Source organism: Belliella filtrata (assembly GCF_022549775.1).
In the GTDB taxonomy this organism is placed as follows: Bacteria; Bacteroidota; Bacteroidia; order Cytophagales; family Cyclobacteriaceae; genus Belliella; species Belliella filtrata.
Genome location: NZ_JAKZGP010000006.1, coordinates 13,618 through 27,364, shown reverse-complemented (window position 1 = coordinate 27,364; position 13,747 = coordinate 13,618). Strand labels below are relative to the sequence as shown.

General features: G+C 36.1%; 11 protein-coding genes. 8 read left to right on the top strand and 3 right to left on the bottom strand.

Features of this window, described 5'->3' with window-relative positions:
* The first annotated feature begins 70 nt into the window (after positions 1–70).
* The 7 genes from dnaG to MM239_RS04045 all read left to right on the top strand — a co-directional run bounded on the left by dnaG (position 71) and on the right by MM239_RS04045 (position 7,597).
* Positions 71–2,023 (top strand): DNA primase, encoded by a 1,953-nt coding sequence (gene dnaG, locus MM239_RS04075; protein WP_241346816.1) that lies wholly within the window; start codon positions 71–73, stop codon positions 2,021–2,023.
* Positions 2,024–2,102: 79 nt separating this feature from the next.
* Complete coding sequence (locus MM239_RS04070; protein ID WP_241346814.1) at positions 2,103–3,323, top strand: bifunctional 3,4-dihydroxy-2-butanone-4-phosphate synthase/GTP cyclohydrolase II; 1,221 nt, start codon at positions 2,103–2,105, stop codon at positions 3,321–3,323.
* Between the two features lie 162 nt (positions 3,324–3,485).
* On the top strand, positions 3,486–4,118 hold the full coding sequence (locus MM239_RS04065) for a hypothetical protein (RefSeq protein WP_241346812.1): 633 nt from the start codon (positions 3,486–3,488) through the stop codon (positions 4,116–4,118).
* Between the two features lie 5 nt (positions 4,119–4,123).
* A complete protein-coding gene (gene surE, locus MM239_RS04060; RefSeq protein WP_241346810.1) occupies positions 4,124–4,906 on the top strand; it encodes a 5'/3'-nucleotidase SurE in 783 nt (260 codons plus the stop codon).
* Positions 4,907–5,187: 281 nt separating this feature from the next.
* On the top strand, positions 5,188–5,376 hold the full coding sequence (locus MM239_RS04055) for a hypothetical protein (protein ID WP_241346808.1): 189 nt from the start codon (positions 5,188–5,190) through the stop codon (positions 5,374–5,376).
* Between the two features lie 53 nt (positions 5,377–5,429).
* On the top strand, positions 5,430–6,569 hold the full coding sequence (locus tag MM239_RS04050) for a DUF4221 family protein (protein WP_241346805.1): 1,140 nt from the start codon (positions 5,430–5,432) through the stop codon (positions 6,567–6,569).
* 29 nt (positions 6,570–6,598) lie between these two features.
* Positions 6,599–7,597, top strand: coding sequence for a hypothetical protein (locus tag MM239_RS04045; RefSeq protein WP_241346803.1), 999 nt, complete (start codon positions 6,599–6,601; stop codon positions 7,595–7,597).
* A gap of 35 nt (positions 7,598–7,632) precedes the next feature.
* Here MM239_RS04045 and MM239_RS04040 read toward each other — a convergent pair whose 3' ends face one another.
* Positions 7,633–8,490 (bottom strand): type 2 periplasmic-binding domain-containing protein, encoded by an 858-nt coding sequence (locus MM239_RS04040; RefSeq protein WP_241346801.1) that lies wholly within the window; start codon positions 8,488–8,490, stop codon positions 7,633–7,635.
* 269 nt (positions 8,491–8,759) lie between these two features.
* Here MM239_RS04040 and MM239_RS04035 point away from each other — a divergent pair, with 269 nt between their 5' ends.
* Positions 8,760–9,719 carry a hypothetical protein gene (locus MM239_RS04035; protein WP_241346799.1) on the top strand — a complete coding sequence of 320 codons (960 nt, stop codon included), beginning with the start codon at positions 8,760–8,762 and terminating at the stop codon, positions 9,717–9,719.
* A 164-nt stretch (positions 9,720–9,883) separates the two neighbouring features.
* Here MM239_RS04035 and MM239_RS04030 read toward each other — a convergent pair whose 3' ends face one another.
* Positions 9,884–11,167, bottom strand: a complete 1,284-nt coding sequence (locus MM239_RS04030) for an MFS transporter (protein ID WP_241346797.1) — start codon at positions 11,165–11,167, stop codon at positions 9,884–9,886.
* A gap of 84 nt (positions 11,168–11,251) precedes the next feature.
* Positions 11,252–13,669, bottom strand: coding sequence for a glycoside hydrolase family 31 protein (locus MM239_RS04025; protein WP_241346796.1), 2,418 nt, complete (start codon positions 13,667–13,669; stop codon positions 11,252–11,254).
* Between the last annotated feature and the right edge of the window lie 78 nt (positions 13,670–13,747).

Below are 13,747 nucleotides of genomic sequence, written 5' to 3'. Positions count from 1 at the left end.
TAAAATCCCAAACCTTCTCATCACTTATGCCTGAATACTTGTTATATTTGAACTTTGAATTGGGTAAAGCATGGTAGTCAGTAGAGCAACAGCAGATAAAGTAAGAGATAGAGCGGATATAGAAGACGTTGTGAATGATTATGTGCCTTTGAAAAAGAAAGGACAAAACTTATGGGCTTGTTGTCCTTTTCACAATGAAAAGTCTCCATCGTTTTCAGTCTCTCCTGCAAAGCAAATATACAAATGCTTTGGTTGTGGGAAAGCTGGTGATCCTATACAGTTTGTGATGGATATCGAAGGAGTGGGATTCAACGAAGCGATCAGGCATCTTGCACAAAAATATGGAATCGAAGTAGAGGAAGACAAGGCAGTCACTCCAGAAGATGTACAAGCTTACAATGAAAGAGAGAGTCTTTATATTGTGCTGAATTATGCCAAGGATTTTTTTGTGAAAAACCTTCAGACCGAAGAAGGTCGAGCTATAGGACTGAGTTATTTTAAAGAGAGGGGATTCAATCAAGCTATCATTGATAAGTTTGATCTTGGGTATACTTTGGATGGTTGGGATCATTTGCTCACAGCTGCCAAAGCAGCGGGTCATTCTGAAGATATTTTACTAAAAGCTGGCCTAGTCTTGCAGAAAGAAGGAGATCCAAGTCGGATTTATGATCGATTTAGAGGTAGGGTAACTTTCACAATTCACAATCTTGGAGGAAAACCCATTGGGTTTGGTGCTAGGATTTTGACCCAAGATAAGAAGCAACCTAAATACATAAATTCACCTGAGACAGAAGTATATCATAAGAGTGATGTCCTCTACGGTATGTTTCAGGCAAAGAAATCCATACGAGAGAAGGATAATTGCTACTTGGTAGAGGGTTACACAGATGTGATTTCGATGCATTTGGCGGGAATCGAAAATGTGGTTGCTTCTTCTGGAACATCCTTGACTGAAAATCAGATCAAAGTCATCAAAAGATTCACGGATAATGTCACTGTACTTTTTGATGGAGATGCTGCGGGGATTAAAGCGTCTTTGAGAGGGATTGACATGCTTTTGGAAGGGGGATTGAATGTAAAGGCTGTTGTTTTTCCGAATGGAGATGATCCAGACAGTTATTCCCGAAAAGTAGGTTCTCAAGTATTTGCGGGTTATTTGAGTGATAGTGCTCAGGATTTTATTGCATTCAAAATTTCACTTTTTGCAGAAGAAGCAGCAACAGATCCAGTAAAAAGGGCTGAGTTGATTCGCTCGGTAATTCTTAGCTTGTCCAAAATCCCTGATTCAATCATTCGATCGGTCTACATAAGACAATCATCCAAATTACTTGAAATAGATGAGGAGATCATTCATGTTGAATTGAATAAGATCTTACTCAAGGTTCAAAAAGATCAATATTTCAGAGAACAAAGAGATCAGCAAGATCAACCTGATTTTGCTCCACCAGTGGATCTTTTTCTTCCTACAGAAGAGGAAAAAGTACCATATTCCACCCAACTTGAAGCACAAGAGCGTGAGATGATGAGGATGCTGGTCAACTATGGCTTTGAAATGGTTTCTGATGAGCTAAGTGTGTGTGAGTATTTACTACAAGAGACTGAAGATTTGGAATTTAGTATACCTGTTTTCAATAAAATTTTAGGGATTTACAAACAGGCACTTTCTAAGGGGATCTTGCCCCAACCTCAATATTTTCTAGAATCAAACGACAGAGAAGTCAAGCAGGAAGTGATCAACATGATCACCAAGAAGCATGAGATTTCGAAACTTTGGCAAGAGCGTTTTCAAATTTTCACAACGACAGAAGCAGATGATCTTGCCAAATCTGTCTATGATAATATCCTAAGACTAAAGCAAAAAGTAGTGAAAAAGATGCTTGAAGAAGCAAGGATCAAAATAAAGTCAGCACAGGATCAAAATGAAGATGCAGGGGCAATGGATGAAAAGCTGCGTGTTTACATGGAATTGAAGCGATATCAAGTAGAGATAGACAAACAGTTAGGCATTGTAATCAGCAATTAAGAAACTTAAAATAGAAAGAAGGCGTTTTTCAGGGATAAATCTCGTAATTTTGCAGTCCGAAAGAAAGTATACTTCAAAAATGACATCCTTACCCTACCAATTAGATTCCATTGAGGAAGCAATAGAAGCCATTAGAAATGGAGAAGTGATCATCGTAGTAGATGATGAAGATAGAGAAAACGAAGGTGACTTTGTTTGTGCTGCGGAGAAGGTGACCCCTGAAATCATCAACTTTATGGCTACTCATGGAAGAGGGTTGATATGTGCGCCATTGATAGAGGATCGTTGCGAAAAACTAGGACTACAGTTGATGGTTGGTAGCAATACAGCAGCTTTTGAAACGCCATTTACAGTTTCTGTTGACTTAGTAGGTCATGGATGTACGACTGGTATTTCAGCAAGTGATAGAGCCAAGACAATCAGGGCACTGGTAGATGATTCTATACATCCAGATGAATTAGGTAAACCAGGTCACATTTTTCCTCTTAAAGCTAAAAGGGGAGGTGTATTGAGGAGAGCGGGGCATACGGAAGCTTCTATAGATTTTTCGAGGCTCGCAGGACTACAGCCTGCTGGAGTGCTAGTAGAAATCATGAATGAAGATGGAACTATGGCAAGGCTTCCAGATCTTGTTGAAGTGGCCAAAAGATTTAATTTGAAATTGGTTTCAATCAAAGATTTGATTGCTTATAGACTTAAAAACGAATCACTAATCAAAAGAGAAATTGGTGTAGCTATGCCAACGACCTTTGGAGATTTTGAGCTGATTGCTTTTCGTCAGACCAATACAGAGGATATTCACATGGCACTCATCAAAGGAACTTGGGAACCAGATGAGCCAGTGATGGTTCGCGTTCACTCTTCATGTGTGACAGGAGATATTTTTGGTTCTTGCAGATGCGACTGTGGCCCACAGTTGCATAGGGCACTCGAAATGGTAGAGAAAGAAGGAAAGGGAGTTGTACTTTACATGAATCAGGAAGGAAGAGGGATAGGCTTGATCAACAAACTGAAGGCTTATAAACTGCAAGAGCAAGGCATGGATACTGTTCAAGCTAACTTGGCTTTAGGTTTCCCTGAAGATAAAAGAGACTATGGAGTCGGTGCACAGATTTTGAGAGATTTAAATATCAGCAAAATAAAGCTGATTACTAATAACCCAACCAAAAGAGTAGGCCTATTAGGTTATGGTTTAGAAATCGTAGAGCAATTGCCGATTGAGATTCAAACCAATCCTCACAACGAGAAGTATCTCCAAACTAAGAGAGATAAAATGGGGCACAGTATTCTTAAGAAATAAAGAAATGAATGAAAAATCCTCTCTGAAAATGAGGGGATTTTTTAATTTAGCTTCTGGTTCAATTCTTTATTCTAAGTTTGGACATTAATTTTATGCATTTCATTTCAACCAAATTCAATTGAAATTCGTTATTCTTTAAGTTAGACCAAAGTAACAGCAATCATGAAAAAGGCATATATACTTCTATTTTTAAGCTGTGCGATTTCGATTTATGTAAATGCACAAAATAAGTTTCCTTCCCAAGTATGGCATAGGGGTCAAATTTCTACCACAGACGGTCAGGCCGTATCAGGCTTGTTGATGTACGATTTGGACAATAACGTGGTGCAGCTGCAAAGAGAAAGTGTACAGACTTTTGGTGCTTCGAATGTGACTCAATTTGAAATTTATGATGAAGTATATGGAGGAATTAGGACATTTTATTCCTTACCCTACGCACAAACCACCGATTATGAGACCCCTGTTTTCTTTGAAGTCCTGACCCAAGGTGATGATATTGCATTGCTTTGTAGAGAGTATATAGCTACAGATAATAGAGGAATGGGCATGTATGGTCCCATGATGATGAACCCAATGTGGGGTGGTCCTATGATGGGAGGTCATCGCTTAGCATTCAATTTTTTCTTTTTCAAGGATGGTAAAATCCAAAAGTACTCTCAAAAGAAAAAGGACTTGATGGACTTTTTTGATGATAGAGAAGATGAAGTAAAGTTATATATGAGAAAAAACAGGCTAGCCCATGATAAGCGAGGAGACCTACTTCGCATCACAGCCTATTACAATCAAATAAAATAAATTTTATGTCAAAAAGACCCTTGATTCTAGTATCTAATGATGATGGAATCACTTCTAAAGGAATAAGAGTATTAGTAAATGTAATGAAAAAATTAGGGGACGTGGTGGTAGTCGCACCAGATAGTCCTCAGTCAGGAATGGGACATGCCATTACCATTGGTGAAACACTTAGGCTATCTGAAGAAGATATTTTTGACGATGTACTTGCATATAAATCAAGTGGAACCCCTGCAGATTGTGTTAAATTAGCCAAACATTATGTTCTTAAAGACAGAAAAGTAGACTTGATCGTCAGTGGCATCAACCACGGAAGCAATACTTCAATTTCTGTACTGTATTCAGGAACCATGTCTGCTGCTATCGAGGGAGCTTTGGAAGGATATCCTTCTATTGGTTTCAGCCTTTGTGATTACTCTTCCAATGCAGATTTCAGTCATGTAGAAGAATATGTCTATAAAATAGCCAAACAAGTGCTGGATCATGGGATGTCCAAAGGGGTGGCATTGAATGTCAACTTTCCTCCAAAAAGAAATGAGCCTATCAAAGGAGTGAAGATCTGCCGCCAAGCACATGCCAAATGGCAAGAAGAATTCTCAGAAAGGTACGATCCAAATGGACGAAAATATTTCTGGATGGCAGGTAACTTTGTCAATTTTGATAAAGGAGAAGATAATGATGAATGGGCAATCGCCAACAATTTTGTATCCATTGTTCCCTGTCAGTATGATTTGACCGCTCACCATGCTATAAAGCTGATGAATGAGGATTGGGACTGGGAGAAGTTCTAAAACAAAAGGACGGGTCGAAAGGCTCGTCTTTTTTGTTTTATTGGTGATTTTGCAAGCTTGAATTTAATTGATTTAACAATTGTTTTTCTATGAATAATCACCAATTTTTCTGACAACCTTTGTTATTATGGATATACCATGTTTTATGAAAAGCAATTTATTTTGTTTAACTAAATAAAATTTTTCCAACTAAAAACTTGTTTATTACTTATAATTGACTTTATTAGTGGACGCACTCTTATTGTTTTATTAATCAATTATTTAATTAAACAAAAATTGTAATGAAAAAGATTATGTTTAGTGTTTTGATGGCATGCTTATTTTGCTTTGGATTTTATGCAAATGCTGCTTGTCCAGGTTACAAAGAAGTGAGTGATATTGATGATGATGGATATATTATTGTACTTTCAGAAGATCAAGGTGATGGTTCTTGTAAAGATTGTAGCACTACTTGTAAAATTGCAGTTTAAATTATTAAAGCGGCAATATCTATTTATTGTCGCTTACCTCTAGTTTCAATAAAATGCTAAATCCCAAAAATTTTAGTTTACTTTTTCTATTGATTATTTCTTGTAAAAATGTCGAAGAAAAACTTGACTATGAAAGCGAACTTATACTGAAAGAACAATTTGTAATTAATTTGGATGATAAGACAGATTACAATTTTTATTATTATGAAGTAGTAAACTGGCAAAATAAAGAGTGTTTGGCCGTAATCAACCAAGTGAATAACTCATTAGATTTCTATGATTTAGACATCGGTGAAAAGGTTAAAACTATTCCAATCCCAATGGACGGTCCTTTTGGCTTGGGTTATGTTCAAGGTTTTACTTATGTCAATTCAGATTCTGTTTTTCTGTATAAGAGGGGGACTTTTAGAGGTTCAATATTGATAGATTCTTCTGGTGAAGTCCAAAATTCTTATTTCCCTGGGATAAAGGAGCAATCCGCAAAAGACCTTGTAAACCATGTTTCAATTCCTAAAAATCCGACTTATTTTAAAAATAATAAGCTTCATTTTATAAGTTATCCACTTGAAGATAATCAGAACCCAGATAATTTTCACAAAAATGTGTTACATGCTGGTAGGTTTGGATTAGATAGTCTAAGTATTTCTTTTGAAAAAGCTTCTGGTTTTCCTCCAATCTTTTGGAATAAGACATGGAATAGTCCGAGTTGTTCAGTTTCTAGAGTTTTAGGTGAAAATGATAATTGGGTATATTCATGGGACTTATTAGATTCTTTGTTTGTATTTGATTTTGAACACCAATCAAGAGAAAGTTATTACGTCAAAAGTAAGTTGAGACCTTCAAAATTGGATTTTGCTGAATTTTCATTTCCAAATGATGCTATGGGGTCTAATCTATATTATAGCATAAAATATGATAAGTATAGGGACTGCTATTACAGGATATATTTTGTCAAACCCAAAGTTAAAGTTGAAGAAATTCCAGGGATTCATAGATTTGACTTCTTTCCATTTGTAATTATGGTGTTGGACAAAAATTTTAATGTTATTTCTGAAAAATACTTTCCCTCAAAAATGTATAAACCAACCCAAAGTTTTGTAGGAGAAAAAGGATTTTATCTACCTCTTTCAAATGGTTTGAATCCTGACTTAAAAGAAAATAAAATCTTATATGAATTGTATCAGATAAGATAAAATTTTATAAACCTGCAAAATAATAATTCATGATTAAAGCAAGTCTTTTTATTTACATCCTAATTGGAATATTTGCGTGCAATTCTGTAGAAGAACAGCTCAATAAAAATGTGGATAAAACCCTCAAAGTATCTAAGAATAAAATTTCTGGAAAATTTTCTAAAGTAAAGTACAATAATGGGAAATTTATAGCATTAAATCAGTTTAGCTTGGAAGGTCAAAGTTTGTATATAATAAGTGAGAATGAGGAAGTTTGGCAAAAAGAGTTGATTAAACCTAATACTAGAACAATTATTGGTGGAATACCAGAAGAGATTTTTATTTTTCAAGATTATTTTTATTTGGCAAAAGACAATGGGCTGTTTGCGAAGTATAGTTATATGGGCGAGGTAATTGATGAAATTAGCTTGAAACATATTTTACCTGAAAAATACAGATGCAAAACAATTTCTGTGGATAAAAATGGCACCTGTTATTTTGCATGTTCCTCTATAATGGAGACAAGCCCAAAGGAGTATAAAATAATCAAAGGTAAAATTGGTTCTGATAAATATATGGAAATCTTTGTGGGCCGTACTGATGATAACGTTAATAGGTTGGCATTTCATGTGAGAAATAACGAATTATATGTTTTAATGCCTTACTCAAATGAATTTGGTGTTTTGGATCTTAATAATTTAAACTACGAAATAGAGAGTTTTGAAAAGAGTATTAACAGGACCTATCAAAAACCGAAGGAATTTTTGGGCTCAGGATTTGAATATTCAAAATTGTCAAAATTAGAAAGAGCAGAATTTATTGCTGACAGCCATATCCAAATCTTTGCTGATAAAGTTTCTAGGAACATTGTAAGTCAACTTGTTTCTAGCGATGTCGAAAGCCCATATTTAGTCCAAAGTATCAGTGAGAACAAGAATGATTATTTTGAATTTCAAACAAAATATCCAGTTAGTTTTGACAGTCAAGGGCACATCATAGGGTACTCCATAGAAGATGATTATTATGAGTTTTTTATTAGGCCTTTATAGTTTTTAAACAATGCTCTACATGTGCTAAATAGATTCTACAATAAATCTGCTACAAGTTGCTCATAACTTGTCGGTTCACTAATAAGGTTTAGATCAGAAAGTATTTTCATAGTCTGTATAAGTTCTGATTTTTCAATTGATGGGCTAGTGGCCCATTTTGTCTGACTTAGCCAAGCGACTACATCTACTTCTTGGAGCCCGTAATTTTGGGCGATAAGTGAAGCAAAATTAGGGTTTTTAACCATCTCGTCCGCATAAGCATAAACTAGATTCCTCAACTTGATGAGTAAGTGCTGTTGTTTTTCTATGATATGTTCAGTAGCTACAATTACAAAACAAGGCCATGGTGTGGGAATTTCCCCAACTCTCTTGAAAAGTCCGGCGTCTACAAGTGGCTTGGTTGTATATTTTTCCCAAAGGAACATTTTCGGCGCTTCATTTTCAAAAGCCTTCTTAGCACCTTCAAGGTTGTCAATAACTTCAAAATTTAGCTTGTCAGTATTCCAGGCTTCTCGCTGAGCCAATAGGAATGCCATCAGGTGTGAACCTGATCCATATCGGCTGATGAGAAAGGGAGCATTACTCAGCTCTACGAGAGATTCTTCTTGAGATTTTGCAGAAATATGGACTCCCCATGTAAGGGGAGATGCAATGTGCAGCCCTATGATTTTACTTGGGTTTCCTTCTATTCGATCCTTGATAAAGCTCTCTGTGAGCACCAATGCTAGGTCTGTACTACCCTCTCTCAATGCTTTGTTCATCGCACCTGAACCTCTTGATTCTTCTATCCATTCAAGTTCAAAACCTTCATCCAAAAAAGGCTGCTCTTCTATAACTTTGATCCAAGGATAATTAAAATGCTCAGGAACTCCAGTGATTTTGATTTTTTGCATGTGTAAATCTAAGTCAAATTCTGCAAAATTTTAAAATGAAACTGATGGAATTGATCAATACCAACCAGTTTAACCAATGAATTGACATCACTGGGAAAGGAACCTTTAATCAAAAAGTAACTCTAATAAATTTAATAATACATTGAAAAAATATTAAATATTATGAGTTTTATGTCTAATTATAATCAAAAACTTATAGAATTTATTGACTAATCTTAATTTTATGTATAATTACATTTCAATACCTCCCAACTCTAAAATTCTTTCAAATGAAAAATTTACGTTATATACCTTTTAGTCTTAAGGTAATTTGTATTACTATTTTTATGCTTACAGCTTGTGTTACAGATGATGAATCATTAGAAGATGTGTCTGATGTCCATCTTGAATATGTAGGTGAAGGAGGGATAGAAGTAGTGGATTTAGGGGCTGAAGGTTGGAAAATCATGAGTATCGAAAGTTTAGATGGAATGCATAGGCTTTTTGGAGATGCTTTTGATTTAAATGATGAAATTTTGTTAGAAAACCGGCTGTTAGCTTTAGATGGACTTGGCTATGTGGTTTTTACAGGATCAAAAGTTGGCTTTGAAATAAGACATGAAACCCCTGGTGTCTTTGAAATTATGCTAAATGAAAATGCCTCTGGTCAACATTTTGGATTTATCGTAACACTTAAAAATGAGAATCAAAATCGGAGGATTTTTGTTGATCAAGAAGTGTCGGCAGGTTATCAATTTGAGCAAATTGAGTTTTATCTTGGCGAAAATGATGAGGATTCATTATACATTAGAAATGATTTGTTTCGCTACTATTTTGACTTTTTGGAACCTCGTCAAGTTGAAGTCTCTCCATTCAATGGGGTGGATGTTCTGATAAATTCGTATTTTGAAAGTGATAGTCCCGATGCCTTTGTTTGGTTTGAAAGTGAATCTATAGAAGTGGAAGTGCCATCAGAAATACATGAAGGGAATATTTATTTTTCAGGGGTTCAAAGTAATTACAGTAAAGAACCTGCTACTGCACCATACTTGTCAAATCAACTTACAACTTTGGATGCTCCAGCTGGGAACTCAGTATTCTCGACTAGTATAGAAATGAGAAAAAGAAAAGTTTCTTATAAGCTTACCATTAAAAGTAAAAGTACCTCTGAAATCAAGGAAATTGAAGGTAGGTGGATAGAGATTAGTCCTACAGGAATGTATCAAATTGATGAAATAGTAGAGGATTAAAACTTATGTATTGGATATTATTATTTAAATAGATACGTCAATGGCGTGTTTATAATTAAGCATACCATTAACGTATCATACAATCAAAATTTAAAGACCGAATGCTGATTTTCAACCTTCACAAAGGGTGTAAATAATTTTTTTAAACATTAGTAGTTGACTTTTTACCCATCATGAGTCACAGCTTTGTTCGTAATCAATAAGGTACAAAGACCTGCTATGAACAAAGATGTACCAGCCAAAACCATCGTAAATACTACATTTTCGCCAAACAAAAGTTTGTATAAGAAATTGATACCTCCTAAGGCAGCAAGAATCTGAGGAAGTACGATGAACATGTTAAAAATCCCCATGAAAACACCCATTTTTTTAGGATTTACAGAGCTGGAGAGCATGGCATAAGGCATGGAAAGTATACTTGCCCAAGCAATACCTACTAAAGAGAAGCTTATGTGAAGCATCCATGCTTCTTTTACATAATATATACTTATAAATCCAATCCCGCCAGCAATGAGACTAAGCATATGGACTAGTTTTCGGTTAATTTTGATTTTACTCGTAATCATGGCTAGGGTCAGCGCAAAAAACATAGACGTCAAACCATAAGTGCCAAGATAATTTCCAACACTGTCTGCTGCATTATTGTAAGCTAAGGAAGTGGGGTCTGTGGCACCAAAGATATGCTCGGTAATGGCAGGAGTTGCAAAACTCCACATGGTAAAAAAGGCAAACCATGAGAAGAATTGAACAAGCCCCAACTGGAACATAACTTTGGGCATGCTAACGATATTCTTGAAAATTTCAAATACTCCATACAAAAATCCGCGATTTTTCTCTTTTTCTTCTTGAAAAGCTTCCAGGTTCTCTGGTGGGTATTCTTTGGTCGTCAGAATGGTAATCAAAATACTTGAAAACAATACAAATGCACCTATTCCAAATGCAAACTTGACAGAATCAGGTATAACACCTGGGCCTGCAGTATTTGAAACTCCTAACTGAGTCATAAACCAAGGCAAATTGCTTGCTATCCAAGTACCAATCCCAATAATTAAGGTTTGTACTACAAATCCATAAGAGCGTTGACTATCAGGTAGCTTGTCTGCCACCAAGGCTCTAAATGGTTCCATACTGATATTGATGGAAGCATCAAGTATCCATAGCGAGCCTACGGCCATCCATAATGCACTGGAATAAGGTGCAAAAAACAAAGCCAATGTGCTAAGTACAGCACCAATGAAGAAAAATGGTCTTCGTCTTCCAAGAATGGGATGCCAAGTGCGATCACTTAGATAGCCTACGATCGGTTGTACGATTAGTCCTGTCAGTGGCGCAGCAATCCATAGCATGGGAATCGCATCTTTTTCAGCTCCAAGGGTCTGGAATATCCTTGACATAAATCCGCCTTGAAGGGCAAATCCAAATTGAATTCCCAGAAACCCGAAACTCATATTCCAAATTTGCCAAAAGCTAAGCTTTGGTTTATTTCCTTCTACATGCATCTTTTGGGTGGGTTGTTAATTGTTATGAGTAAACTAAAATTGAATAGTGAAGTCCTCAGCTTGATATGGAATTGTAAAAGATATCAATTCTTTAATTTTCAAGTGTGGATGACTATGATCAGGTAGGGGGTCAAAATCAGTGAGTTTGTCTAAAAAAGCAAAATCACCTAGATGAGTTGTATAGGATTGTTGATCAATTTGGATATCGCTATCGCTGAATCCATGCAAATGAATCACTATCGTGTGGAAATCTGAAACGTAATTTCCTTCTGTTGATTCGAAGTGTAATTTTTTCTTTGCGGAGTTCCAAATGATATTTCTTTTTAGATATTCACCTTTCAAATGTGATAAAGAAATGCCATCATCTTCATAATGCACAAAATTTTGCTCAACTTTTCCAGCATATACATGAACATGAAGGTGACCATCATTTTGATCTGCTGTATGCTGTATGGAAGATTGCATGGTGAAGACAGCTCCAGCTTTCACAAAAACTGGTAAATAGCTTAAAGGACAATCTACATATATCTCATTTTTTCCTATATATTTTTTATCATCATAAAAGTAATACCAATCTCCCTCTGGTAAATATACTTTTGTAATCTCTTTGAAGCTTTCTACTGGTGCGATAAGAAAGCTATCACAAAATAGGTATTGATTTTGGTAAGCACCTGAGTATATTTTTTTATCAAAGCTATATGGAATAGCTAAACTTGTGGCAATTGATTGCCCTGTCATGGCACTTTTATAAAAATAACTGTAGATTGTCGGTAAAAGTTGATACCTAAGCTTCATGTAATTTCTCGAAATTTCTTCTACTTCTTCTCCAAATGCCCATGGCTCGGCATCATTTGAGTTGATCATAGAATGTGCCCTGAAAAGTGGAGCAAATGCCGCGATACTCATCCATCTGGCAAACAAACCCTTGCTTGCTTCACCTGCAAACCCTCCAATGTCGTAACCTGCAAATGATACACCGCTTATTCCTAAACTATTCACTAACCTGATGCCTGCTAGCATGTGAGCATCAGTGGAGACATTGTCACCGGTCCATGCCGCTGCATACCGCTGAACTCCAGAGAAACCAGCTCTTGTGAGGACAAAAGGCCTTTCTTTAGGGTTTTGCTTTTCGCTACCTTCTTTTGCTGCTTTAGCCATTTGCATGCCGTAGATATTTCTTGCCTTTCTATGACTTACTTGTTCTCCTTCATAATCAAAATTTATAAGATTTGGAGTAAATTGACCCCATGAAGCGGGCTCATTCATATCGGTCCAATACCCGTCTACTCCTGCATCTTTGTAGAATTTCATCTTTTCTCCCCACCATTTTCTTGTTTTCTCCATGGTGAAATCTGGGAATGTACACCATCCTGGCCAAACTTGGCCTTCATAATCTTCTCCATCAGGAAACTTAATAAAGAGGTCGTTAGCTTTACCATCATCATATGGATCGTAACCTTTCTCAACTTTGATGCCCGGGTCCATAATTACAACTACCCTAAAGCCTTTTTCTTTAAGACTTTGAATCATTTGTTGAGGATTTGGAAATTTCTCACCATCAAAGGTGAATACCTTGTATTTTTCCATATGATGAATATCCAAATAGATGACATCAGCGGGCATTTTCTTATCTCTAAACGTATTGGCTAGCGTCAATACCTCTGATTCTGGGTAGTAAGAATACCTACACTGTTGAAATCCAAGTGCCCACTTTGGAGGCAACTCCATGCGTCCGGTCAAAGAAGTATAGTGAGATATAATATCAGCTACTGAATCATCATGAATAAAATAGTAATCCATGTCCCCATCATCTGCTGAGTAGTACATGAAGCGCCTATTTGAAGCGCCAAAATTAAAAATGGATTTGTGGGTATTGTCAAAAAATATTCCATAGGCACGGTTTTCTAATACTCCCATGTAAAAGGGGATAGACATATAGAGAGGATCATCGCCAACCCCGTAAGCAAAATAATCAGTATTCCAGTTTGTATAAGCTGCCCCAGATCTGTCTAAGTTGCCTGTCTTTTCTCCAAGGCCTATAAATTTCTCATTTGGTTGTAGTTTTTTATAGTTGGTGACTTCAGTTCCGAGCCAAGAAATAGAAAAGGATTCATCATCCTCATTGAGGATCTGGCCAGATTGATCATTGAATTTGATATGAAAAGGTTGATGATTAATGACAACTTCTAATTTGTCTGTTGCAATAATCGACTGTCCATCAGATTTTTTGATTTCGATGTTGGTGTCAATATTTTGATCTTTTATCACACTGTATGGGTTCGGATAAAATTGTGAGAACTTATTCACTTGAACCCTTATAACTTCCGTTGAAAAAACTGAGATTTTAAAATATGCGGTATCTGTCGTTCCTGAAATTGAATTTTTTTGGTAAGTGATAGTTTTCACATTACCGACGTGAGCATTTTGGGAATGATTAGAAGAGTTTTCCATTTGCAATGATTAAGTGCTAGAATTTATGAGCAATCAGCATCTAGTTTGAGTACTGATTTCTCATAAATTTATAAATGA

Excerpts from the sequence above, each read along its gene's own strand:
- dnaG (WP_241346816.1), top strand. The coding sequence starts at position 71 with ATGGTAGTCAGTAGAGCAACAGCAGATAAAGTAAGAGATAGAGCGGAT.
- MM239_RS04070 (WP_241346814.1), top strand. The coding sequence starts at position 2,103 with ATGACATCCTTACCCTACCAATTAGATTCCATTGAGGAAGCAATAGAA.
- MM239_RS04065 (WP_241346812.1), top strand. The coding sequence starts at position 3,486 with ATGAAAAAGGCATATATACTTCTATTTTTAAGCTGTGCGATTTCGATT.
- surE (WP_241346810.1), top strand. The coding sequence starts at position 4,124 with ATGTCAAAAAGACCCTTGATTCTAGTATCTAATGATGATGGAATCACT.
- MM239_RS04055 (WP_241346808.1), top strand. The coding sequence starts at position 5,188 with ATGAAAAAGATTATGTTTAGTGTTTTGATGGCATGCTTATTTTGCTTT.
- MM239_RS04050 (WP_241346805.1), top strand. The coding sequence starts at position 5,430 with ATGCTAAATCCCAAAAATTTTAGTTTACTTTTTCTATTGATTATTTCT.
- MM239_RS04045 (WP_241346803.1), top strand. The coding sequence starts at position 6,599 with ATGATTAAAGCAAGTCTTTTTATTTACATCCTAATTGGAATATTTGCG.
- MM239_RS04040 (WP_241346801.1), bottom strand. The coding sequence starts at position 8,490 with ATGCAAAAAATCAAAATCACTGGAGTTCCTGAGCATTTTAATTATCCT.
- MM239_RS04035 (WP_241346799.1), top strand. The coding sequence starts at position 8,760 with ATGAAAAATTTACGTTATATACCTTTTAGTCTTAAGGTAATTTGTATT.
- MM239_RS04030 (WP_241346797.1), bottom strand. The coding sequence starts at position 11,167 with ATGAGTTTCGGGTTTCTGGGAATTCAATTTGGATTTGCCCTTCAAGGC.
- MM239_RS04025 (WP_241346796.1), bottom strand. The coding sequence starts at position 13,669 with ATGGAAAACTCTTCTAATCATTCCCAAAATGCTCACGTCGGTAATGTG.